Origin of the sequence: Pseudomonas wayambapalatensis (assembly GCF_049942315.1) — a bacterium.
Lineage (GTDB): Bacteria > Pseudomonadota > Gammaproteobacteria > Pseudomonadales > Pseudomonadaceae > Aquipseudomonas > Aquipseudomonas wayambapalatensis.
Genome location: NZ_JBNFMU010000200.1, coordinates 88,783 through 110,148, shown reverse-complemented (window position 1 = coordinate 110,148; position 21,366 = coordinate 88,783). Strand labels below are relative to the sequence as shown.

At 62.7% G+C, this 21,366-nt stretch carries 24 protein-coding genes; 9 read left to right on the top strand and 15 right to left on the bottom strand.

What is annotated here, in order from left to right; translation table 11 throughout:
* The first annotated feature begins 203 nt into the window (after positions 1–203).
* Entirely contained in the window at positions 204–3,050 is a 2,847-nt protein-coding gene (locus ACPZMI_RS16845; RefSeq protein ID WP_186721697.1) for a valine--tRNA ligase, read from the top strand.
* A gap of 170 nt (positions 3,051–3,220) precedes the next feature.
* Positions 3,221–4,177, top strand: a complete 957-nt coding sequence (gene rlmF, locus ACPZMI_RS16840) for a 23S rRNA (adenine(1618)-N(6))-methyltransferase RlmF (RefSeq protein WP_186667882.1) — start codon at positions 3,221–3,223, stop codon at positions 4,175–4,177.
* A gap of 50 nt (positions 4,178–4,227) precedes the next feature.
* Here the strand turns inward: rlmF and ACPZMI_RS16835 are convergent, their stop codons facing one another.
* Positions 4,228–4,509 (bottom strand): HU family DNA-binding protein, encoded by a 282-nt coding sequence (locus ACPZMI_RS16835; RefSeq protein ID WP_054894359.1) that lies wholly within the window; start codon positions 4,507–4,509, stop codon positions 4,228–4,230.
* A 389-nt stretch (positions 4,510–4,898) separates the two neighbouring features.
* Here ACPZMI_RS16835 and yejK point away from each other — a divergent pair, with 389 nt between their 5' ends.
* Positions 4,899–5,906 carry a nucleoid-associated protein YejK gene (gene yejK / locus ACPZMI_RS16830; RefSeq protein WP_186667880.1) on the top strand — a complete coding sequence of 336 codons (1,008 nt, stop codon included), beginning with the start codon at positions 4,899–4,901 and terminating at the stop codon, positions 5,904–5,906.
* Between the two features lie 10 nt (positions 5,907–5,916).
* On the opposite strand, the gene ACPZMI_RS16825 is transcribed toward yejK, so the two are convergent.
* Positions 5,917–6,207, bottom strand: coding sequence for a GIY-YIG nuclease family protein (locus tag ACPZMI_RS16825; protein ID WP_288374342.1), 291 nt, complete (start codon positions 6,205–6,207; stop codon positions 5,917–5,919).
* Positions 6,208–6,264: 57 nt separating this feature from the next.
* Here ACPZMI_RS16825 and ACPZMI_RS16820 point away from each other — a divergent pair, with 57 nt between their 5' ends.
* Positions 6,265–7,137, top strand: coding sequence for a hypothetical protein (locus ACPZMI_RS16820; protein ID WP_186667879.1), 873 nt, complete (start codon positions 6,265–6,267; stop codon positions 7,135–7,137).
* A gap of 8 nt (positions 7,138–7,145) precedes the next feature.
* Here ACPZMI_RS16820 and ACPZMI_RS16815 read toward each other — a convergent pair whose 3' ends face one another.
* The 13 genes from ACPZMI_RS16815 to ACPZMI_RS16755 all read right to left on the bottom strand — a co-directional run bounded on the left by ACPZMI_RS16815 (position 7,146) and on the right by ACPZMI_RS16755 (position 17,720).
* Positions 7,146–7,613 (bottom strand): nuclear transport factor 2 family protein, encoded by a 468-nt coding sequence (locus tag ACPZMI_RS16815; RefSeq protein ID WP_186721693.1) that lies wholly within the window; start codon positions 7,611–7,613, stop codon positions 7,146–7,148.
* Positions 7,614–7,715: 102 nt separating this feature from the next.
* Positions 7,716–8,996 carry a CynX/NimT family MFS transporter gene (locus ACPZMI_RS16810; RefSeq protein WP_186667874.1) on the bottom strand — a complete coding sequence of 427 codons (1,281 nt, stop codon included), beginning with the start codon at positions 8,994–8,996 and terminating at the stop codon, positions 7,716–7,718.
* Between the two features lie 13 nt (positions 8,997–9,009).
* Positions 9,010–9,657 (bottom strand): FadR/GntR family transcriptional regulator, encoded by a 648-nt coding sequence (locus tag ACPZMI_RS16805; protein WP_186667872.1) that lies wholly within the window; start codon positions 9,655–9,657, stop codon positions 9,010–9,012.
* A 120-nt stretch (positions 9,658–9,777) separates the two neighbouring features.
* A complete protein-coding gene (hisC, locus tag ACPZMI_RS16800) occupies positions 9,778–10,827 on the bottom strand; it encodes a histidinol-phosphate transaminase (RefSeq protein ID WP_426352688.1) in 1,050 nt (349 codons plus the stop codon).
* A 2-nt stretch (positions 10,828–10,829) separates the two neighbouring features.
* Entirely contained in the window at positions 10,830–12,152 is a 1,323-nt protein-coding gene (hisD, locus tag ACPZMI_RS16795; RefSeq protein ID WP_426352687.1) for a histidinol dehydrogenase, read from the bottom strand.
* A gap of 127 nt (positions 12,153–12,279) precedes the next feature.
* A complete protein-coding gene (gene hisG / locus ACPZMI_RS16790) occupies positions 12,280–12,915 on the bottom strand; it encodes an ATP phosphoribosyltransferase (RefSeq protein WP_186667866.1) in 636 nt (211 codons plus the stop codon).
* A gap of 103 nt (positions 12,916–13,018) precedes the next feature.
* On the bottom strand, positions 13,019–14,284 hold the full coding sequence (gene murA, locus ACPZMI_RS16785; RefSeq protein WP_186721687.1) for a UDP-N-acetylglucosamine 1-carboxyvinyltransferase: 1,266 nt from the start codon (positions 14,282–14,284) through the stop codon (positions 13,019–13,021).
* Positions 14,285–14,308: 24 nt separating this feature from the next.
* Positions 14,309–14,548, bottom strand: coding sequence for a BolA family protein (locus ACPZMI_RS16780; RefSeq protein ID WP_028689666.1), 240 nt, complete (start codon positions 14,546–14,548; stop codon positions 14,309–14,311).
* 118 nt (positions 14,549–14,666) lie between these two features.
* Complete coding sequence (locus tag ACPZMI_RS16775; RefSeq protein WP_186667862.1) at positions 14,667–14,969, bottom strand: STAS domain-containing protein; 303 nt, start codon at positions 14,967–14,969, stop codon at positions 14,667–14,669.
* Positions 14,966–15,619 carry an MlaC/ttg2D family ABC transporter substrate-binding protein gene (locus tag ACPZMI_RS16770; protein ID WP_186667860.1) on the bottom strand — a complete coding sequence of 218 codons (654 nt, stop codon included), beginning with the start codon at positions 15,617–15,619 and terminating at the stop codon, positions 14,966–14,968. The genes ACPZMI_RS16775 and ACPZMI_RS16770 overlap by 4 nt, the downstream gene beginning before the upstream one ends.
* 9 nt (positions 15,620–15,628) lie before the next feature.
* Positions 15,629–16,114 carry an outer membrane lipid asymmetry maintenance protein MlaD gene (gene mlaD, locus ACPZMI_RS16765; protein ID WP_186667858.1) on the bottom strand — a complete coding sequence of 162 codons (486 nt, stop codon included), beginning with the start codon at positions 16,112–16,114 and terminating at the stop codon, positions 15,629–15,631.
* On the bottom strand, positions 16,114–16,911 hold the full coding sequence (gene mlaE / locus ACPZMI_RS16760; protein WP_186667856.1) for a lipid asymmetry maintenance ABC transporter permease subunit MlaE: 798 nt from the start codon (positions 16,909–16,911) through the stop codon (positions 16,114–16,116). The genes mlaD and mlaE overlap by 1 nt, the downstream gene beginning before the upstream one ends.
* Complete coding sequence (locus tag ACPZMI_RS16755) at positions 16,911–17,720, bottom strand: ATP-binding cassette domain-containing protein (RefSeq protein WP_186667853.1); 810 nt, start codon at positions 17,718–17,720, stop codon at positions 16,911–16,913. Before ACPZMI_RS16755 ends, mlaE begins: the two co-directional genes overlap by 1 nt.
* A gap of 245 nt (positions 17,721–17,965) precedes the next feature.
* On the opposite strand from ACPZMI_RS16755, the gene ACPZMI_RS16750 reads away from it, so the two are divergent.
* The 5 genes from ACPZMI_RS16750 to lptB are packed head-to-tail and all read left to right on the top strand — an operon-like array spanning position 17,966 to position 21,283.
* Positions 17,966–18,940 (top strand): KpsF/GutQ family sugar-phosphate isomerase, encoded by a 975-nt coding sequence (locus tag ACPZMI_RS16750; protein WP_186667844.1) that lies wholly within the window; start codon positions 17,966–17,968, stop codon positions 18,938–18,940.
* On the top strand, positions 18,941–19,465 hold the full coding sequence (gene kdsC / locus ACPZMI_RS16745; protein ID WP_186711068.1) for a 3-deoxy-manno-octulosonate-8-phosphatase KdsC: 525 nt from the start codon (positions 18,941–18,943) through the stop codon (positions 19,463–19,465). It abuts the gene before it with no gap.
* 8 nt (positions 19,466–19,473) lie between these two features.
* On the top strand, positions 19,474–20,046 hold the full coding sequence (gene lptC, locus ACPZMI_RS16740; RefSeq protein ID WP_186667840.1) for an LPS export ABC transporter periplasmic protein LptC: 573 nt from the start codon (positions 19,474–19,476) through the stop codon (positions 20,044–20,046).
* Positions 20,033–20,557, top strand: coding sequence for a lipopolysaccharide transport periplasmic protein LptA (lptA, locus tag ACPZMI_RS16735; RefSeq protein WP_065863249.1), 525 nt, complete (start codon positions 20,033–20,035; stop codon positions 20,555–20,557). The genes lptC and lptA overlap by 14 nt, the downstream gene beginning before the upstream one ends.
* The gene (gene lptB / locus ACPZMI_RS16730; RefSeq protein ID WP_426352686.1) at positions 20,558–21,283 is read left to right on the top strand and encodes an LPS export ABC transporter ATP-binding protein; all 726 of its coding nucleotides are present in this window, start codon (positions 20,558–20,560) and stop codon (positions 21,281–21,283) included.
* The last annotated feature ends 83 nt before the right edge of the window (positions 21,284–21,366 follow it).

Here is a 21,366-nt window from a genome sequence, read left to right as displayed (position 1 = left end):
TTTTTTTTTTTTTTTTTCCTAGAACCCCCCCCCCCCCCCGCCCCCCCCCTCCTTTCTTCCTTCTTTTTTTTCCCCTCCTTCCGTCGGTCTTCCCCGCGAAAAGTACACCATCGTCTGCAACATAACGACACCATGTCCCCTTCGCCTTGCCCGTTGTATACTTCTCGGCTTTCCCGAATTAATGCCTAAGGGTCCCCCCGCGCATGGATAAGACCTACCAGCCGCACGCCATCGAAACTTCCTGGTACAACACCTGGGAGTCCGAGAACTATTTCGCCCCGCAAGGTGCAGGCGAGTCCTACACCATCATGATCCCACCGCCGAACGTGACCGGCAGCCTGCACATGGGTCATGGGTTCAACAACGCGATCATGGACGCCCTGATCCGCTTCCGCCGCATGCAGGGGCGCGACACCCTGTGGCAGCCAGGCACCGACCACGCCGGCATCGCCACGCAGATGCTGGTAGAACGCCAGCTCGAGGCGAAAGGCCAGAACCGTCACGACCTGGGCCGCGAAAAGTTCCTGGAGAAGGTCTGGGAGTGGAAGGATCAATCCGGTGGCAACATCAGCCGCCAGATCCGTCGCCTGGGTTCGTCGGTCGACTGGAGCCGCGAACGCTTCACCATGGATGACGGCCTGTCCGAGGCAGTCAAGGAAGCCTTCGTGCGCCTGCACGAGGACGGCCTGATCTACCGCGGCAAGCGCCTGGTCAACTGGGACACCAAGCTGCACACCGCGATTTCCGACCTCGAAGTGGAAAACCACGACGAGAAAGGCCACCTGTGGAACCTGCGCTACCCGCTGGCCGATGGCGCCACCACGGCCGAAGGCAAGGACCACCTGGTCGTCGCCACCACCCGTCCGGAAACCCTGCTCGGTGACGTCGCCGTTGCCGTCAACCCGACCGACGAGCGCTACCAGGCGCTGATCGGCAAGTTCGTCGAACTGCCGCTGGTCGGACGCCGCATCCCGATCATCGCCGACGACTACTGCGATCCAGAATTCGGCACCGGCTGCGTGAAGATCACCCCGGCCCACGACTTCAACGACTATGAAGTCGGCAAGCGCCACAACCTGCCGCTGCTGAACATCTTCGACAAGAACGCCACCGTGCTCGCCGCGGTCCAGGCCTTCAACCTCGACGGCAGCGTCAACGAAAACCTCGACACCTCGCTGCCTGCCCAGTACGCCGGCCTCGACCGCTTCGTGGCGCGCAAGCAAATGGTTGCCGACCTGGACGCCCAGGGCCTGCTGGTCAGCGTCGATGACCACGCCCTGAAAGTGCCGAAGGGCGACCGCTCGGGTACCGTCATCGAGCCGTGGCTGACCGACCAATGGTACGTCTCCACCAAGCCACTGGCCGAGCCTGCAATCGCCGCGGTGGAAGACGGTCGCATCCAGTTCGTGCCGAAACAGTACGAGAACATGTACTTCTCCTGGATGCGCGACATCCAGGACTGGTGCATCAGCCGCCAGCTGTGGTGGGGCCACCGCATCCCGGCGTGGTACGACGAGGCCGGCCAGGTCTATGTCGGCCGCAACGAGGAAGAAGTCCGGACCAAGCATGGCCTGGGCAACGATGTGGTCCTGCGCCAGGACGACGACGTGCTCGACACCTGGTTCAGTTCGGGCCTGTGGACCTTCTCCACCCTCGGCTGGCCGGAGCAGACCGAGTTCCTGAAGAAATTCCACTCCACCGACGTACTGGTCACAGGCTTCGACATCATCTTCTTCTGGGTCGCCCGGATGATCATGCTGACCATGCACCTGATCAAGAACGAGGATGGCACCCCGCAGGTTCCGTTCAAGACCGTCTACGTGCATGGTCTGGTGCGCGATGGCCAAGGCCAGAAGATGTCCAAGTCCAAGGGCAACGTGCTCGACCCGCTGGACATCGTCGACGGCATCACGCTTGAAGCGCTGCTGGAAAAACGCACCAGCGGCATGATGCAGCCCAAGCTTGCCGAGAAGATCGCCAAGCAGACCAAGGCGGAGTTCCCCGAAGGTATCGCCAGCTACGGCACCGACGCCCTGCGCTTCACCTTCTGCTCGCTGGCCTCTACCGGCCGTGACATCAAGTTCGACATGGGCCGCGTCGAAGGCTACCGCAACTTCTGCAACAAGATCTGGAACGCCGCCCGCTACGTGCTGGACAAGGGCGAGGACTGCGGCCAGAACGGCGAGGCCTACGAGCTGTCGCTGGCCGATCGCTGGATCATCTCGCAACTGCAACGCACCGAAGCCGAAGTGACCCGCCAGCTCGAGCAGTTCCGCTTCGACCTCGCCAGCCAGGCACTGTACGAGTTCGTCTGGAACCAGTACTGCGACTGGTACCTGGAGCTGTCCAAGCCGGTACTGTGGGACGAGAACGCTCCCGTCGAACGCGCCCGCGGCACCCGCCGCACCCTGGTCCGCGTGCTGGAAGTGATACTGCGCCTGGCGCATCCGTTCATGCCGTTCATCACCGAAGAGATCTGGCAGCGCATCGCGCCGCTGGCGGGCGTCCAGGGCAAGACCATCATGCTGCAGCCTTGGCCGGTGGCCAATGAGAGCCGCATCGATTCTGGCGCCGAAGGCGACATCGAATGGCTCAAGGAGCTGATGGTCGGCCTGCGCAACATCCGCGCCGAGATGAACATCGGCCCGGGCAAGCCGCTGCCGCTGTTCCTGAAGAACGCCAATGCCGACGACCAGCGTCGCCTGCAAGAAAACGAAGCGCTGCTCAAGAAACTGGCCAAGGTCGAGACCTTCACCGTACTCGGCGAACAGGACGAAGCACCGCTGTCGGCCACCGCACTGGTGGGCGATCTGCAGGTGCTGGTGCCGATGGCCGGCCTGATCGACAAGGATGCCGAGCTTGCACGCCTGAACAAGGAAATCCAGCGTTTGCAGGGCGAGGTCCAGCGTGTCGGCGGCAAGCTGTCCAACGCCGCCTTCGTCGACAAGGCACCACCTGCGGTGATCGAGAAGGAACGCGCGAAGTTGGCCGAGTCCGAACAGGCCCTGGCCAACTTCACCGAGCAGCATGCGCGGATTGCAGCGCTGTAACCTGACATTGCTGAACTGACCGGCGAGGGCCCCGCCCTCGTTCGCGGCCAAGGCCGCTCCCGCAGGAATGGGCTGTCCTCAAGGAGCCCCACTATCCTGTGGGAGCGGCCTTGGCCGCGAATGGGTCGCCCTGCGGCCTCTGGCCAGTGCACGCAACACCGGACACGAGCATGACCCAGAACAAACCCACCCTGCACCCGCGCAACCGCCACCAGGGCCGCTACGACTTCCCCGCGCTGATCAAGGCGCACCCGGACCTTGGCCGCTTCACCCTGACCAACCCCCACGGCAAACCCAGCATCGATTTCGCCAACCCCGAGGCCGTGCGGGTGTTCAACCGTGCCTTGCTCAAGGCCCAGTACGGCATCCAGCACTGGGATATCCCCGCTGACTACCTGTGCCCGCCGATCCCTGGGCGGGCCGACTACATCCATGTGCTGGCCGACTTGCTGGCCGAAGACAACGGCGGGCAGGTGCCACGCGGCGCCCAGGTGCGCGCGCTGGACGTCGGCGTCGGCGCCAACTGCATCTACCCGCTGCTCGGCCATAGCGACTACCGCTGGCGCTTCCTCGGCTCGGATATCGACGCCACGGCGCTGGCTTCGGCCAAGGCGATCGTCCAGGCCAATGGCCTGACCAAGGCCATCACCCTGCGCCAGCAGGCCAACCGCAAGCACATCCTCAGCGGCCTGCTGCAGGACGACGAGCGCTTCGACCTGACCCTGTGCAACCCACCCTTCCACAGTTCGCGCGAGGAGGCCACCCGTGGCAGCCAGCGCAAATGGAAGAACCTGGGCAAGCAGGACCCCAGCCGCAAGCTACCGGTGCTGAACTTCGGTGGGCAGAACAACGAGCTGTGGTGCGAAGGCGGTGAGATCCGCTTCGTCACCCAACTGGTGAACGAAAGCGTGCAGTACGGCGGGCAGGTGCTGTGGTTCACCAGCCTGGTGTCCAAGGCCGGCAACCTGCCGGGTATCGAAGCGGTGCTCAAGAAAGCAGGCGTGAAAGCCCAGCGCATCGTCGAGATGGGCCAGGGCCAGAAACAGAGCCGCATGGTGGCCTGGAGCTTCCAGGACGACGCCATGCGCGGCGCCTGGCATGCCGCGCGGGGCAAGGCCCAGGCATGAAAAAACCGCGCCCGGACAAGCCGGGCGCGGTTTCAATGAAGCATCGACAATTACTTGTTGATGGCGTCGTTCAGGACCTTGGCCGGTACGAACTTGACGACTTTCTTGGCAGCGATTTCGATGGCAGCGCCAGTCGAAGGGTTGCGGCCAGTACGGGCAGGACGCTCGGAGACTTTCAGCTTGCCGATGCCTGGCAGGGTGATTTCAGCGCCGTTTTCCAGTTGGTCGGCGACGATCTGGCCCAGTTGCTCCAGAGCGTTGCGCGCGGTGGTTTTCGGCGCGTCGATGGCTTCGGCGATGTCGGCAATCAGTTGGTCTTTGGTCAATGCCATGGTGGTGTTCCTTCCCTATCAAATCAGAGGTATGCAGCGTGCTTCATCGTTATCGGGCTGCGCGGAAGGTCCGGCGAGCCTCGCCAATCGCGTATGTAGATACGAAAATCAGCGTTTGGTTCGACACGACGCAAGCGAGCTGCCAGCAATGCGCCACCCCAAGGGGCGCAAGACGGCGCAAAGCTAACACAGGAATCAGGAAATATCCGCTGTCGACCGTGATTTTATTCAGGTTTTTCGGGGGGTTGCCCGAAAAACGCAGATTTTTGAACAAAAAACGAACAACTGACATTTCCGCCAACATCTGGCCACTGCATCACCCCTGCCCTGCGGTAAACTGAGCCACTTTGCAGCGCGGTTTCGCTCCGCCCACCCTTTCAGAGAATTCCATGCCAATCCGTCATTGCATCGTTCACCTGATCGACAAGAAGCCCGATGGCAGCCCCGCCGTGCTCCATGCGCGAGACACCGAGCTGGCGGCGTCGGACGCCATCGAGAACCTCCTGGCCGACCTCAACGACAGCTATAACGCCAAACAAGGCAAAGCCTGGGGCTTCTTCCACGGAGAGTCCGGCGCCTATCCGCTCAGCGGCTGGCTCAAGCAGTATCAGGAAGAGGAAAAAGACTTCACCACTTTCAGCCGCATCGCGGTCGAGCACCTGCAGAAGCTGATGGAAGAGTCGAACCTGTCCACCGGCGGTCACGTGCTGTTCGCCCATTACCAGCAAGGCATGACCGAATACCTGGTCATCGCCCTGCTGCACCACAGCGAAGGCGTGGCAGTGAACGCCGAACTGGACGTCACCCCGTCGCGGCACCTGGACCTGGGCCAACTGCATCTGGCCGCGCGAATCAACCTGTCCGAGTGGAAGAACAATCAGCACTCGAAGCAGTACATTTCCTTTATCAAGGGCAAGAATGGCAAGAAGGTGTCGGATTACTTCCGCGACTTCATCGGCTGCCAGGAGGGTGTCGACGGCCCGGGCGAAACCCGCACGTTACTCAAGGCCTTCAGCGACTTCGTCGAAAGCGAAGACCTCCCCGAAGAGGCTGCACGCGAGAAGACCCAGACCCTGGTGGACTACGCCACCAGCCAGACCAAGCAGGGCGAGCCGATCACCCTGGAGGAACTGTCGAGCCTGATCGACGAGGACCGCCCCAAAGCGTTCTTCGACCATATTCGCAACAAGGACTACGGCCTGTCGCCGGAAATCCCCGCGGACAAACGCACCCTCAACCAGTTCCGCCGTTTCACCGGCCGCGCCGAGGGCCTGTCGATCAGCTTCGAGGCCCACCTGCTGGGCTCGAAGATCGAATATGACGAAGAAGCCGGAACCCTGGTGATCAAAGGATTGCCGACCCAACTGGTCGACCAGCTCAAACGCCGCAAGGACTGATCACGCCCCGCTACACCTCGCCAACAGTAAAGGAGGCGACCAGCGCCTCCTTTGCCGACTTGCGCAGTTTTTTCACCAGCCGTTCCTGGCGCAAGGCCTCGCCCTTGTCCGGCCACTGCTCGACATAGACCAGCGCCTGCGCCGGACTGGTCTTGAAATAACGTGCGCCCTGCCCTTTCCGATGCTTCTGGAAGCGTCGCTGCGGATCGTCACTGATGCCGCAATACAACGAGCCATTGGCCGCCCGCACGAGGTAGACGTACCAGGGTTTGGCCTCCCGTTCGGGAATCTCTTCACTCACCACAGGGATCCTGAGTGTCATTAGTTTGGAGAGCCCATCCATCTCGAGGGCTCTACCATGTTGAAAGAATCTTCCCGGCTGCTCCTGGCCGCAGCTGCGCTGCTGACCTCACATTTGGCCCAGGCGTCCCTGGGGCAGCGAACCGCTGCACAGATGCAGGAAAACTATGATGCCGCACTGATTGACTGCGGGGGCTCGGCCATTCCGGCCCACGGCTGTTCGGGCGTACTGATTCGCGCGACCAAACCCTCCCCCAAATACCACACCTGGCATCATAGCCCGAACAACAAGGAAAAAGGCGGCGTCTCGTTCTCCTATCTGCGCGCCGATCTGCCAATCACGCGTCTGGCTGCCGACGCCCGCAGCGGCTTTACCCTGTACCCGCGCATGCAGCGCCCGGCAGGGTCGATCAGCTATCAAGTGCTGTGCGCCTGGCCAACCGATGGCGATACCTGGACCCGTGAACAACAAGGGTGTGGCAACAACAGCGAAACTACCTTCAACGAACGCCTGTGCCACGAGCAAGGCATCATGACCGCGCAGGCCTGGATCGACCAGTTCCGCCGCACCGGGGACTACAGACGCCAATGCGCATTCGATGTCCGTGACACCCGCAAGAGCGAGCGCGCCGAAGCCTTTTACCAGAGTCTGATGGCACAGCGAATGTTCGCCTCCGAACTGCCATTCCCTTGGAACGAAGTCATCGTTCAGGCTTGGGAGGAAGACCAGTCCCACAGACTGCCGATCCAGTCGTTCTTCCATATCGAAGGGATGTGGGGGGCGCTCGAGCAGGCACAGGCCGACCAGAAGGACTGGCACAGGACCTACGGCACCTACATCCCGATCATTCGCATCCGCATGCCCCTGCAGGCCCACGACAAGGCCACATTCAGCTATCACAGCAAAGAGCAGGCGGTTCCCACGTCCTGAAAAGACGCTCAGCGCGCCTGAAATGCCCGCAGGCCCTTGTTGGCCTGCTGGCGGACCTTGTTTCTGACCAGGGGACTCCATCCCAGCAACAGGCCGGGCGTACCAAGGGCTTGGCGCGACCAACGCCACAGGTCGAAGCTGTCGTCATGCTGGCAGATCAAGCCGTCGCGAAACACGAAACGAGCCTGGATATCATTGACTACGGTGCGTCCGGTCTGGCTGAACAGGTAAGTGGCGACCCAATGGGCACTGCCACCCCGTGCGTCCGCGTGCACGCTGTCGAAGGTCAGGGAGAAGTCTTTGGCGCGAGTGGTCAGCATCCGCCACATATCGCCCACATCCTGGCCGCGCAAAGTACCGAAGGCCGGATCGCTGAAGACGATGTCATCGCTGTAGCAGGCCACCATGGCCTCGGCGTCCAGGCGCTGGAACGCCTGGTAGAAACGGGTGATCAGGGCGCTGTTGGCGTCGCTCATGGGGCAGGTCCGTCCTGGGAATCGAGAGCTGCACGATAATCCGCGCCACGCCTTCGCGCCATGGTCATTTGCACCATGAATGCATCCAGCGTCGTACCGGCTTCACACACGTTCGCTAACGACCTGCACATGCAGTGCCCGCCCAGCGCCCAGGCCAAAGACGATCGCCCCCAACCCCAGTACCGCGAAAATCCAGCCGACCGCTGCCCAGCCGCCGGTGAGGTCATGTACCAGGCCGACAGCGAACGGGCCCATCGAAGCCAGCGTGTAGCCGACCCCCTGGGCCATGCTCGAAAGGTTCGCCGCCACGTGCGAATCCTTCGAGCGCAACACGATCAGGGTCAGGGCCAGAGCGAAGGTACCGCCTTGCCCCAGCCCCAGCAGTATCGCCCAACCCCACAGCCCCGAGATCGGCGCATACAGGCATCCGAACAGGCCACCGAGGGTGACCAGCATCACCACCACGATCGCCAGGCGCTGGTCCTTGCCGCGGGTCGCCAGCCAAGGCGCACTGAGCGAACTGATCAACTGCACCAGCACCGACCCCGAGAGCACCAGCCCAGCTTCCGTGGGGCTCAGCCCACGACCGATGAGAATCGACGGCAGCCAGCCGAACACGATGTAGGCCAGCGAGGACTGCAACCCCATGTACAGGGTCACCTGCCAGGCCAGCCGATCACGCCACAGCCCGCGTACCCGATAGGCCACCTGGTGCGCACCATGTCCATGGCGCGCCTGGGGCGACCACACCAGCATCGCCAGCAGCGCCGGTAGCAGCCAGAAGCCCAGCCCCATGGCCCAACTGTCGCCGAAGTACCGACTCAAGGGCACGGTGCTGCCTGCGGCCATCGCTGCACCGAAGCACAGGGCCATGGTGTAGACGCCCGTCAGGGTGCCGGCGTGAGCCGGGAAGTCACGCTTGACGATACCCGGCAGCAGCACGCCGATGATGCCGATGCTGGCACCGGCGATCAGGCTGCCGACGAACACACCGGTCGCACCGAGCGCACTGCGCAGCAGGATCCCCAGCGCCAGGGTCAGGAGGATGCCCAGAATCACCCGCTCGCTGCCGAAACGACGCGCCAGGATCGGCGCCAGCGGTGCGAACAGGCCCAGGCACAGGACCGGCAAGGTCGTCAGCAGACCTGCAGCGGACGCATTGAGCCCCAGGCCCTCGGACACCTGGCCCAGCACTGGCGCCATGCTCGACAGCGCCGGGCGCAGGTTCAGCGCGACCAGCACCAGCCCCAGCAGCAGCAACCAAGGTCGACGCAGCACCACCGGTTGCTGCTGGACCTGTTCGTCGTCGGCCTCGGCATCGATCAGCAGTTCATCGAGTTCGGGGTCGTGCTTGGAGCGGTTGGGCGTCAGTTGTTCAGGCATGGGGCACTCGGGCTCAGGATTCGATGAGGGCCCGGCTCAGGCGCTTGGCCGTGTCCGGGTCGCGTTGTTCGATGGCGTCGAGGATCTGCACGTGCAGATCGAACACCCGTTGACTGCGGGGAAGCGCACTCATGTTGTGCTGTACCGCTGCAGCGACGACGCTGGAAAAGTAGCGGTACAACTCGCTCAGTGCGGGGTTGTGCGCAGCGTCCACCAGGCGCTGGTGGAACACCAGGTCACAGGCCACATAGGTGTCCAGGTCGCCGTGGAAGTGCCCGCAACTGTGCTCCAGGGCCTCGCGCAAGCCGCGCAGATCATCGTCGGTACGCCGCAAGGCGGCGAGGCCGATAGCCTCGGCTTCGAGGATGCAGCGGGTCTCGCGAGCCTGCTCGACCGTGCAGCGCGAGATGGCCTGCACCGCCTGCAAGGGGTCTTGGGCGGCGCGCAGGTAACTGCCATCGCCCTGGCGCACTTCGACCAGACCACTGAAGGCCAGCACGCGCATGGCCTCACGCACGGTATTGCGGCTGATGCCCAGCTCCAGGGCCAGCTCCGGCTCGGTAGGCAGACGCTGCCCCACAGCCCATGCGCCCTGGGCGATGCGCTCGCGCAATTGGTCCACGGCTTGCTCCACCAGGGAGCGCTTGATCAACAGGGACATATTAACGTCCAGTCATCGGATGAATTTACAAGTTGTGACAGTAGCGCTGAAAAGCATCGCGGGGCAAGTCGGAGTGGCAATGCAGCGATCCGACCTGCCCCGCGATAGAGACGCCGCGAACTATCCGTTCAACGCATCGATCAAGGCCTGGTTCATCTCCGGCGTCCCTACGGTGATCCGCAGGAACTGCGCAATCCGCGCCTGCTTGAAGTGCCGCACGATCACACCTTGCTCACGCAGACGCACCGCCAGTTCAGCCGCGTCCTGTTGCGGGTGACGGGCGAAGATGAAGTTGGCCGCCGATGGCAACACCTCGAAGCCCCGCGCCGTCAACTGCTCGACCAGTGCCTCGCGGCTGTCGATGACCTTGCGGCAGGTCTCGTCGAAATAAGCGCGATCTTCGAACGCCACCGCCGCGCCGACGATCGCCATGCGATCCAGCGGATAGGAGTTGAAGCTGTTCTTGATCCGCTCCAGCGCCTCGATCAGGTCCGGGTGCCCCACTGCCAGCCCCACCCGCAGGCCAGCCAGCGAGCGCGACTTGGACAGGGTCTGGGTCACCAGCAGGTTGTCGTAGCGGTCCACCAGGGCGATGGCGGTTTCGCCGCCAAAGTCGATGTAGGCTTCGTCCACTACCACCACCGAGTCGCGATTGGCCTTTAGCAACTGCTCGATCGCCTCGAGCGGCAACAGGCAGCCGGTCGGTGCGTTGGGGTTGGGGAAGATGATCCCGGCGTTTGGTTTTTCATAGTCCTCGATGCGGATCTGGAACTGCTCGTCCAGCGCTACCTGCTCGAAGTCGATACCATACAAGCCGCAATACACCGGATAGAAGCTGTAGCTGATATCCGGGAACAGCAGCGGCGCGCCGTGCTGGAACAAGCCGTGGAAGATGTGCGCCAGCACCTCGTCCGAACCGTTGCCGACGAAGACCTGCTGCGGGGTGACCTTGTAGTAGTCAGCCACGGCCTGCTTGAGCCGGTCGCTGTTCGGGTCCGGATACAGGCGCAAGTTGTCGTTCAACTCGCCACGCATGGCCTCCAGCGCCTTGGGCGAAGGCCCATAGGGGTTTTCGTTGGTATTGAGCTTGACCAGGCGTGCCAGCTTGGGTTGCTCGCCCGGCACGTAAGGCACCAGGTCCTTGACGAAGGGGCTCCAGAATCGACTCATGTTCAGTTCCCCTTCTCGTTGAGGATGCGGTATTCGGCGCTACGGGCGTGGGCGGTCAGCGACTCGCCGCGGGCCAGTACGGATGCAGTGTGACCGAGCTCGGACGCGCCCTGCTCGGAGCAGAAGATGATCGACGAACGCTTCTGGAAGTCATACACCCCCAGAGGCGAGGAGAACCGCGCGGTGCCGGAGGTCGGCAACACGTGGTTGGGACCTGCGCAGTAGTCACCCAGGGCCTCGCTGGTGTGGCGGCCCATGAAGATCGCGCCGGCATGACGGATCTGCGGCAACCAGGCCTGCGGGTCGGCGACCGACAGTTCGAGGTGCTCGGGGGCGATGCGGTTGGCGACCTCGATGGCCTGCTGCATGTCACGCACCTGGATCAGGGCGCCTCGGCCGTTGATCGACTTCTCGATGATCTCGGCGCGCTCCATGGTTGGCAGCAGCTTGCCGATGCTGGCCGCCACGCGGTCGAGGAAAGCCGCATCGGGGCTGACCAGGATTGCCTGGGCGTCTTCATCGTGCTCAGCCTGGGAGAACAGGTCCATGGCGATCCAGTCCGGGTCGGTCTGGCCATCACATACCACGAGAATTTCCGACGGCCCGGCGATCATGTCGATGCCAACCTGGCCGAACACGTGACGCTTGGCGGTGGCTACGTAGATATTGCCGGGACCGACGATCTTGTCGACCTGCGGCACGCTCTCGGTGCCATAGGCCAACGCCGCGACTGCCTGGGCGCCACCAACGGTGAACACGCGGTCGACACCGGCGATGCAGGCTGCAGCCAGCACCAGTTCGTTGATTTCTCCACGCGGGGTCGGCACCACCATGACCACCTCGCCGACACCGGCGACCTTGGCGGGGATGGCATTCATCAGTACCGACGACGGGTACGACGCCTTGCCGCCAGGCACATACAGCCCTGCGCGATCGAGCGGGGTGACTTTCTGGCCGAGCACGGTGCCATCGGCTTCGGTGTACTGCCAGGAGTCCTGTTTCTGCCGCTCGTGGTAGCTGCGCACGCGGTTGGCGGCGGTTTCCAGCGCCTCGCGCTGGGCTGCGGAAATGCGGGTCAGGGCCAGTTCCAGGCGCTCGCGACCAAGGATCAGGTCATCGATGAACTTGGCATCAACGCCATCGAAACGCTGGGTGAGCTCCACCAGCGCCGCATCGCCACGCTCGCGAACGGCCTTGATGATGTCGAGAACCCGCTGGTTGACCGCGTCATCGGACACGCTTTCCCAGCTCAGCAGATGATCCAGATGTCGCGCGAAATCCGGATCAGCGGCGTTGAGACGGGCAATTGCAGTGGACACGGTCATGACGAGGGCCTCGTTTTATTGGCGAATGCTCAGGCGCCCTAGGCTACCAGTCCATCCGCGCGGGCACCCGAGAAAAGTGGCTATGACGCGGATAGACGGGCGCGACAGCGAAGGTCGCGCGCAGAAGTCAGCCGCGGTGTCGCGATTCGACAGCCTTGCGCAGGGTGTCGATGAGACTCTGGATACGGGCGTGCTGCATCTTCATGGAGGCCTTGTTCACCACCAGGCGCGAACTGATCGTGGCGATCAGCTCCTGTGGCTCCAGGCCATTGGCGCGCAGGGTGTTGCCGGTATCCACCACGTCGATGATCTTGTCGGCGAGGTTGATCAGCGGGGCCAGTTCCATTGAGCCATAGAGCTTGATGATGTCGACCTGGCGGCCTTGTTCAGCGTAATAGCGCTTGGCTACGTTGACGAACTTGGTGGCCACACGCAGACGCCCCTTGGGCTCGGGTGCGCCGACGACACCAGCGGTCATCAACTTGCACTTGGCGATCTGCAGGTCGAGCGGCTCGTACAGGCCCTGGCCGCCGTATTCCATCAACACGTCCTTGCCGGCTACACCCAGGTCGGCGGCACCATGCTCGACATAGGTCGGCACGTCGGTGGCACGCACGATGAGCAGGCGCACATCGTCCTGCGTGGTGGGGATGATCAGCTTGCGGCTCTTGTCCGGATTCTCGGTCGGCACGATACCGGCCTCGGCCAGCAGCGGCAGGGTATCGTCGAGAATACGGCCTTTTGAAAGCGCGATGGTCAACATTGCAACGTCGGTCCTTAAGCGGCTACAGCCGACCAGGTCATCGACCTGGCCGTGTTCGATTCGGCTGGCACGTCCGTGTGCCGATCACAGGCAGATAGCGCGACTAGCCCGGCACGCGACGGATCTTCGCGCCCAGCATCTGCAGTTTTTCCTCGATGCACTCGTAACCACGGTCGATGTGGTAGATGCGATCGATCAGGGTATCGCCCTCGGCCACCAGCGCAGACAGCACCAGGCTCGCCGAAGCGCGCAGGTCAGTCGCCATCACGGGCGCGCCCTTGAGCATGTTGACCCCAGTGACGATGGCGGTGTTGCCCTCGACCTGGATCTGCGCGCCCATGCGGTGCATCTCGTACACGTGCATGAAGCGGTTTTCGAAGATGGTCTCGATCACAGCGCCAGTGCCTTCGGCAATGGCATTGAGGGAGATGAACTGTGCCTGCATGTCGGTCGGGAATGCCGGATACGGCGCGGTACGCAGGTTCACGGCTTTGGGCCGCTTGCCGTGCATGTCCAGCTCGATCCAGTCTTCACCGGTGGTGATGTCGGCACCCGCTTCCTTGAGTTTCTCGAGGACGGCTTCGAGGATGGTCGGATCGGTGTCCTTGACCTTGACACGGCCGCCGGTGACAGCAGCAGCCACGAGGTAGGTACCGGTCTCGATACGGTCGGGCATCACACGGTAGCTGGCCGAGTGCAGGCGCTCGACGCCATCGATGGTGATGGTGTCGGTGCCGGCGCCCTGGATCTTCGCACCCATGGCGATCAGGAAGTTGGCCAGGTCGACCACTTCAGGTTCGCGCGCGGCGTTCTGCAGCACGCTGCGGCCCTTGGCGAGCGCAGCGGCCATCATGATGTTCTCGGTACCGGTCACGCTGACCGTGTCGAAGAAGAAGTGCGCGCCACGCAGGCCACCTTCAGGGGCCTTGGCCTTGATGTAGCCGCCTTCGACTTCGATCTTCGCGCCCATGGCTTCAAGGCCACGGATGTGCAGGTCAACAGGGCGCGAACCGATGGCGCAGCCACCTGGCAGGGCGACTTCGGCCTCACCGAAGCGAGCGACCATCGGGCCGAGCACCAGGATAGAGGCGCGCATGGTCTTGACCAGCTCGTAGGGCGCGACCAGCGTCTTGATGGTGCGCGGGTCGATCTCCACCGCCAGCTTCTCGTCGATCACAGGCTCGATGCCCATGCGCCCGAACAGCTCGATCATGGTGGTGATATCGTGCAGGTGCGGCAGGTTGCCGACGGTGACCGGGCCATCGGCCAGAAGCGTAGCCGACAGAATCGGCAGGGCAGCGTTCTTCGCGCCGGAAATGCGGATCTCGCCGTCGAGGCGCGCGCCGCCAGTAATAATCAGTTTGTCCATTTCAATCTCGCCGCCAACGTTGGCTCAGGTGCGCTCAGCCCAGGCTGCGCTGCTGAAAAATTTCATGGTTACCGCATGGATGCTGCCGTTGGCGATCCACGGATTCAGGTGAGCATAGATCGCCTGCTGACGCTTGACCGGGCTCTGGCCAGCCAGCTCGTCGCTGATCACGTTCAACTGGAAGTTGCAGCCTTCGCCTTCAACTTCGACCCGGGTTCCCGGCAGTTTTTCTTCAAGGAAGCTCTTAACTTCTACGGCCTGCATGCTCAACCTCAATCGGCGCCCAGTGCGCGCGGGTCGGCCATGATACAAAAAAGCCCCTCGCCTGCGAAGCCCATACGAGGACGCGCTGACCGAGGGGCCTTCCCTTGTTGACGGGTCATCAGCCCGCCAGTACTTCATCGAGGTCGTAGACCTCGGCGATTTCACGCATGTCTGCAGGCATGCCGCGCACTTCCCAGGCCTTGCCAGCGGCCTGGGCATCACGCATGAACGCCAGCAGCAACGACAGCCCCACGCTGCTGGACTTGCTCACGGCCGAGCAGTCGAGCACCAGCCGCTGCTCGCGGCTGGCGGCGATCAGCGCCTTGCCCTGCTTGCGCAGTGCCGGCCCGCTGCGGTAGTCCAGCACACCGGCCAGGCGCAGGACACCCGGCTCGGCCATAGTCATGTCGGCTTCACTCATTTGACAGTCTTCTCGGGAGAGCTGTCGGCAGCTTCCTTGGCCTTTGCCACTTCGCCAGCCCAGCCGTCGATGGTCTTGTCGAGGTTGTTGCCGTTACGGTTCATCGCGTCGGCGAACTGATCGCGGAACAGCTTGCCGATGTTGATGCCGTTGACGATGACATTGCGCACCTTCCATTCGCCCCCGATGTTTTCCAGGGTGTACTGGACCGGATACACGGCACCATTATTGCCGGACACCTTCATGCCCACCGACGCACGCTGGCCATCATCCGGCTTGGCTGGATCGACGGTAATGCCCTGGTTGTCGTATTCCAGCAATGCATTGCCGTAGAACTGGAACAGACTGCGGCGGAAATTCTCCTGGAAGCGCTGCATCTGCTCGGGCGTGGCCTTGCGCGAGTACTTGACGGTCATGATGCTTCTGGAAATGCCGTCAGCGTCTACTACCGGGCCAAGGATGCGGTTGAGCGCATCATAGAAGGCTGCGGGGTTGGACTTGTACTGTTCCTTGTTCGCCTTGAGGTCGGACAGCAGCTCAGTGGTGGTGCCCTGAACCACGTCGCGCGGGGACTGGCCCGGCGCCGCCAGGGCCATCAGGGGGAAGGCCGCCAGCAGGACCAGCAGGCCACGTCGCAGGATCGAAATCATGGAAACTCCTCAATTAGCTGGTTGGGCTTCTTTCGGTTCCTTGCCAACGGAGTTGAGCAGGAACTTGCCAATCAGATCTTCCAGCACCAGCGCCGACTGGGTGTCGTGGATGGTGCTGCCATCCTTGAGCACCTGCTCTTCACCGCCCACGCTGATGCCGATGTACTTCTCGCCGAGCAACCCGGCGGTCAGGATCGAGGCAGTGGAATCGGTCGGCAGATTGTCGACCGACTTGTCCAACTGCAAGGTGACCCGACCGGTGTAGGAGTCGCGATCCAGATCGATGGCCGTGACCTTGCCGATAGTCACACCGGCCATGGTCACTTTAGCTCTGACAGTCAAACCGGCGATATTGTCGAAGTACGCATAAACTTTATAGGTATCGCTGCTCGGGCTGGCCGACAATCCACTGACACGCAGGGCCAGCAGCAGCAGCGCCAGGATCCCGGCCAGGAGGAACAGGCCGACACCGATTTCCAGGGTGCGGTTTTGCATCAGAAATCTCCAAACATCAAGGCGGTCAGAATAAAGTCCAGACCCAGGACTGCCAACGAGGCATAGACCACGGTCTTGGTGGTGGCACGGCTGATCCCCTCTGAAGTGGGTTCGCAGTCATACCCCTGGAATACGGCGATCCAGGTGACGACGAAGGCAAACACCAGGCTCTTGATCAGCCCGTTGATCACGTCATCGCTGAAAGAAACGCTGTTCTGCATGTTGGCCCAGAAAGAGCCTTCGTAGACCCCCAGCCAGTCCACGGCCACCCAGGATCCACCCCAGATGCCGACCACGCTGAAGATCAGCGCCAGCAGCGGCAGCGAGATGAAGCCAGCCCACAGGCGTGGGGCAACGATGTACTTGAGCGGGTCGACACCGATCATCTCCAGGCTGGAGAGCTGCTCGGTGGACTTCATGTTGCCGATCTCGGCGGTCAGTGCCGAACCCGCACGCCCGGCGAACAGCAGCGCCGTGACGACAGGGCCCAGCTCGCGAAGCAGCGTCAGCGCGACCATCTGCCCGACAGCCTGCTCGGAACCGTACTTGGTGAGGATGCTATAGCCTTGCAGGGCCAGCACCATGCCGATGAACACGCCGGACACCACGATGATCGCCAGCGACAGCACGCCCACCGAATAGAGCTGCTTGGTCAGCAGCTGGAAGCCGCCACCAATGCCGCCACGCCCGGCCAGGGCATGAAAAAGGAACAGGCACGAGCGCCCGAGCACGGCCAGCACGTCGATGGCGGCACGCCCGAACAGGCGAATGCGTTCGAGTAAGGATTTTCTGCGCATCAACGCGCTCCCAGCAGATCGGCGCGGTAGTCTGGCGCAGGAAAATGAAATGGCACCGGACCATCCGGGTCGCCCTTCATGAACTGGCGGATGCGCGGATTGTCCGACCCCATCAGTTCGTCAGGCGTGCCCTGCCCCAATACCTGCCCATCACCCACCACATAGAGGTAGTCGGCGATACTCGCGGTTTCGGCGAGGTCGTGGGAGACAACGATGCTGGTGATGCCCAGGGCATCGTTGAGCAGACGGATCAGGCGCACCAGAACGCCCATCGCGATCGGGTCCTGGCCGACGAAAGGCTCGTCGTACATGAGGATCTGCGGATCCAGCGCGATCGCCCGGGCCAGCGCCACACGGCGCTTCATGCCGCCTGACAGCTCGTCCGGCATCAGGTCGATGGCACCGCGCAGGCCCACGGCCTGCAGCTTCATCAGGACGATGTCGCGAATCATCTCGTCGGACAACTGGGTGTGCACCCGCAGCGGGAAGGCCACGTTCTCGAAGACATCCAGGTCGGTGAACAGCGCACCGCTCTGGAACAGCACCCCCATCTGCTTGCGCGCATCGAACAGGTCGCTGCGCGACAGGGCCGGCAGGTTCTGCCCGCCTACCCAGACTTCGCCGCTGGAGGGACGCAGCTGCGCGCCCATCAGGCGCAGCAGGGTTGTCTTGCCGCACCCGGAAGGCCCCATGATGCCGGTGACCTTGCCGCGGGGGATACGGATGTCGACATTGCTGAAAATGCTGCGCGAACCGCGTTTGAAGGTGACCCCCTTCAACTCGACCGCGTAGGCGCTATCCGAACTCATCTAGACTCCTTGCAATGCAGCCTCGTCTACATGGACGCCTGCCTTCATCGTGAAGGCACACGCATCCCTGGCGGGCCGAATAGCGGCGAACTATAGCACCGCGCAAAGTTGTCCCCAAGGCCATTTCCCCGAGTCGTTCAGGCACCGTACAGCTATTTTGCAACTTCCTACGACAACTCGAAGGTGAGCGTTTCACACATTGCCGCTATAATCGGCGCCTTTTCATCAGGCATTGCTTTTTCGACATGAGCCAATCCAGCGAGCTGATCCAATCCGCCCAGCGCACCCTGCGCCTGGAACTCGAGGCCGTAGAAGGCCTGCGGGCCCGTATCGACGACAATTTCGTCAAGGCCTGCGAGCTGATCCTGGCCAGCAAGGGTCGGGTCGTCGTGGTGGGCATGGGCAAGTCCGGCCATATCGGCAACAAGATCGCCGCCACCCTCGCCAGTACCGGCACCCCGTCGTTCTTCGTGCACCCGGCAGAGGCCAGCCACGGCGACATGGGCATGATCACCCGCGACGACGTCATCCTCGCCCTGTCCAACTCCGGCAGCACCGCCGAGATCGTCACGCTGCTGCCGCTGATCAAGCGCCTGGGCATCCAGATGATCAGCCTGACCGGCAAGCCGGACTCACCGCTGGCACAGGCCGCCGAAGTCAACCTCGACGCCAGTGTCGCCCAGGAAGCCTGCCCGCTGAACCTGGCGCCCACCTCGTCCACCACCGCTGCATTGGTCCTGGGTGATGCCCTGGCCATCGCCCTGCTCGAGGCACGCGGCTTCACCGCCGAGGATTTCGCGTTTTCCCATCCGGGTGGCGCCCTGGGCCGTCGCCTGCTGTTGAAAGTCGAGAACGTCATGCACGCGGGTGACGAACTGCCCCAGGTACAGCGCGGCACACTGCTCAAGGACGCCTTGCTGGAGATGTCGCGCAAGGGCCTGGGCATGACCGTGGTCATGGAGCACGACGGCCGCCTGGCCGGCGTCTTCACCGACGGCGACCTGCGCCGCAGCCTGGATCGCAACATCGACGTGCACAGGACGCTCATCGACGAAGTCATGACTGTTCACGGCAAGACCGCCCGCGCCGAAATGCTCGCGGCCGAAGCCCTGAAGATCATGGAAGACCACAAGATCAGCGCACTGGTGGTGGTCGATAATCAGGATCGCCCGACCGGCGCCCTGAACATGCACGACCTGCTGCGCGCCGGAGTGATGTAAATGACCCAGGACCTGATGCAACGCGCCAAGGCCATCAAGCTGGCCGTCTTCGACGTGGACGGCGTGCTGACCGACGGCCGCCTGTACTTCCTCGAGGACGGCAGCGAATTCAAGACCTTCAACACCCTCGATGGCCACGGCATCAAGATGCTCATGGCCTCGGGCGTGACCACCGCGATCATCAGTGGGCGCAAGACCCCCGTGGTCGAGCGTCGGGCAAAGAACCTGGGCATTCCACACCTGTTCCAGGGGCGCGAGGACAAGCTGGTGGTGCTCGACGGCCTGCTCGCCGAACTGGGCCTGAGCTACGAGCAGGTCGCCTACCTGGGCGACGACCTCCCCGATCTCCCGGTAATCCGCCGGGTGGGCCTGGGGATGGCCGTGGCCAACGCGGCGCCCTTCGTCCGCGAGCACGCCCACAGCGTCACCCAGGCGCGCGGCGGCGAAGGCGCAGCCCGCGAGTTCTGTGAACTGATCATGCAGGCCCAGGGCACCCTGGACGCTGCCAACGCCCATTACCTGTAGGCCACGCCATGCTCAGCAAGAAACTTCGAAACGCCGTGCTGCTGGCAGCCATCGCTGCGCTGCTGGTTGCGATCGGCTACTGGAACATCAGCCCTGAGAGCTTCCTCGACAAGCCCACGGCACAGGTCGACGAAAGCGCCATCGACTACTATGCGATCAACGCCCACAGCGTACAGTTCCTGCCCGACGGCAGGCTGCAATACGAAATGACCGCGGACAAGGTCGAACACTTGAAAGCCAGCGAAGTCACCCTGGTGACCACGCCAGACATGCACATCTACCGTGGGACAGCATTCCCATGGCACGTGCAGAGCGTGCGCGCCGAGGTCAATCCGGACGGCACCGAGGTCGAACTGATCGACAACGTGCGGATCGCCCGCACCGACGAAAAACAACGCGACACCCTGATCACCAGTAGCCGGATGACCGTGTTCCCGCAGAAGCAATATGCGCAGACCGATCAAGCCGTTAGAATCGACGGCGCCGGTGGCACGACTACGGGCGTAGGAATGAAAGCATATTTGGAAGACGGCAGGATGGACCTGCTGTCCAACGTAAGAGGACAGTATGAGGCTCGTTAAAACCCTCCCCCTTTTGCTCAGCCTGAGCGCAGCACTGGGAAGCGCGAGCGCCTTCGCCCTGCCGAACGACCGTGACCAGCCGATCCGCATCCAGGCGGACAACGCGCACCTGGACGACAAACAGGGCGTTGCCACCTACACGGGCGATGTGATCATCACTCAGGGCTCGATGATGATCAAAGGCAATACCGTGACCATGACTCGCGCCGCCTCGGGCGACATCGACGTCGTGACCTCGGTGGGCAACCTGGCCTACTTCGAGCAGCAGCAGAGCGCCGCCAAGCCCGACAAGATGAAGGGCTGGGCCGTCACCATCCAGTACCAGGCGCAAAAGGATATCGTCATCCTCACCGACCGCGCCAAGGTCGAGAACGAAGGCAACACCACCGAAGGCGAGAAAATCGTCTACAACACCAAGACTCAGGTGGCGACCGCCGGTCGTGGTGGCAACGTGACCGCACCTCGTCAGCGTATCGACATGGTGATCCAACCGAAGAAAAAGGCCGAGTAAATGGCAACCCTCAAAGCCCAGCACCTGGCCAAGAGCTACAAGGGCCGCCAGGTCGTCCGCGACGTCAGCCTGTCGATCGACAGCGGCCAGATCGTCGGCCTGCTCGGCCCCAACGGCGCCGGCAAGACCACCTGCTTCTACATGATCGTGGGGCTGGTCCAGGCCGACCAAGGGCGCGTGCTCATCGACAGCCACGATGTCAGCCACCAGCCCATGCACGGCCGGGCCCAGGCAGGCATCGGCTATCTGCCGCAGGAAGCGTCGATCTTCCGCAAGCTGTCGGTCGCCGACAACATCATGGCCATCCTCGAAACGCGCAAGGACCTGGACCGCGATGGACGGCGCAAGGAGTTGGAAAGCCTGCTGCAGGAGTTCCACATCAGCCACATCCGTGACAACCTCGGCATGAGCCTGTCCGGTGGCGAACGCCGCCGCGTCGAAATTGCTCGCGCCCTGGCGACTGCACCGAAGTTCATCCTGCTGGACGAACCCTTCGCTGGCGTCGACCCGATTTCCGTGGGTGATATCAAACAGATCATCCACCATCTGAAGACCAAGGGCATCGGCGTGCTGATCACCGACCACAACGTGCGCGAAACACTCGACATCTGCGAGACCGCCTACATCGTCAACGATGGTCAACTGATCGCCGAAGGCGACGCCGAGACCATCCTGGCCAACCAGCTGGTCAAGGAAGTCTACCTGGGCCACGAGTTCCGACTCTGATCCCCGGGACCTGCCTGGAGCATTGGAAAAGCCTGGTGAAACGGGCTTAAGTGTTACAGTGCTCTAGGCAAACGCTACAATTT

Bases quoted from the DNA above. Each gene is read 5' to 3' on its own strand.
- ACPZMI_RS16845 (WP_186721697.1), top strand. From the start codon at position 204: ATGGATAAGACCTACCAGCCGCACGCCATCGAAACTTCCTGGTACAAC.
- rlmF (WP_186667882.1), top strand. From the start codon at position 3,221: ATGACCCAGAACAAACCCACCCTGCACCCGCGCAACCGCCACCAGGGC.
- ACPZMI_RS16835 (WP_054894359.1), bottom strand. From the start codon at position 4,509: ATGGCATTGACCAAAGACCAACTGATTGCCGACATCGCCGAAGCCATC.
- yejK (WP_186667880.1), top strand. From the start codon at position 4,899: ATGCCAATCCGTCATTGCATCGTTCACCTGATCGACAAGAAGCCCGAT.
- ACPZMI_RS16820 (WP_186667879.1), top strand. From the start codon at position 6,265: ATGTTGAAAGAATCTTCCCGGCTGCTCCTGGCCGCAGCTGCGCTGCTG.
- ACPZMI_RS16815 (WP_186721693.1), bottom strand. From the start codon at position 7,613: ATGAGCGACGCCAACAGCGCCCTGATCACCCGTTTCTACCAGGCGTTC.
- ACPZMI_RS16810 (WP_186667874.1), bottom strand. From the start codon at position 8,996: ATGCCTGAACAACTGACGCCCAACCGCTCCAAGCACGACCCCGAACTC.
- ACPZMI_RS16805 (WP_186667872.1), bottom strand. From the start codon at position 9,657: ATGTCCCTGTTGATCAAGCGCTCCCTGGTGGAGCAAGCCGTGGACCAA.
- hisC (WP_426352688.1), bottom strand. From the start codon at position 10,827: ATGAGTCGATTCTGGAGCCCCTTCGTCAAGGACCTGGTGCCTTACGTG.
- hisD (WP_426352687.1), bottom strand. From the start codon at position 12,152: ATGACCGTGTCCACTGCAATTGCCCGTCTCAACGCCGCTGATCCGGAT.
- hisG (WP_186667866.1), bottom strand. From the start codon at position 12,915: ATGTTGACCATCGCGCTTTCAAAAGGCCGTATTCTCGACGATACCCTG.
- murA (WP_186721687.1), bottom strand. From the start codon at position 14,284: ATGGACAAACTGATTATTACTGGCGGCGCGCGCCTCGACGGCGAGATC.
- ACPZMI_RS16780 (WP_028689666.1), bottom strand. From the start codon at position 14,548: ATGCAGGCCGTAGAAGTTAAGAGCTTCCTTGAAGAAAAACTGCCGGGA.
- ACPZMI_RS16775 (WP_186667862.1), bottom strand. From the start codon at position 14,969: ATGAGTGAAGCCGACATGACTATGGCCGAGCCGGGTGTCCTGCGCCTG.
- ACPZMI_RS16770 (WP_186667860.1), bottom strand. From the start codon at position 15,619: ATGATTTCGATCCTGCGACGTGGCCTGCTGGTCCTGCTGGCGGCCTTC.
- mlaD (WP_186667858.1), bottom strand. From the start codon at position 16,114: ATGCAAAACCGCACCCTGGAAATCGGTGTCGGCCTGTTCCTCCTGGCC.
- mlaE (WP_186667856.1), bottom strand. From the start codon at position 16,911: ATGCGCAGAAAATCCTTACTCGAACGCATTCGCCTGTTCGGGCGTGCC.
- ACPZMI_RS16755 (WP_186667853.1), bottom strand. From the start codon at position 17,720: ATGAGTTCGGATAGCGCCTACGCGGTCGAGTTGAAGGGGGTCACCTTC.
- ACPZMI_RS16750 (WP_186667844.1), top strand. From the start codon at position 17,966: ATGAGCCAATCCAGCGAGCTGATCCAATCCGCCCAGCGCACCCTGCGC.
- kdsC (WP_186711068.1), top strand. From the start codon at position 18,941: ATGACCCAGGACCTGATGCAACGCGCCAAGGCCATCAAGCTGGCCGTC.
- lptC (WP_186667840.1), top strand. From the start codon at position 19,474: ATGCTCAGCAAGAAACTTCGAAACGCCGTGCTGCTGGCAGCCATCGCT.
- lptA (WP_065863249.1), top strand. From the start codon at position 20,033: ATGAGGCTCGTTAAAACCCTCCCCCTTTTGCTCAGCCTGAGCGCAGCA.
- lptB (WP_426352686.1), top strand. From the start codon at position 20,558: ATGGCAACCCTCAAAGCCCAGCACCTGGCCAAGAGCTACAAGGGCCGC.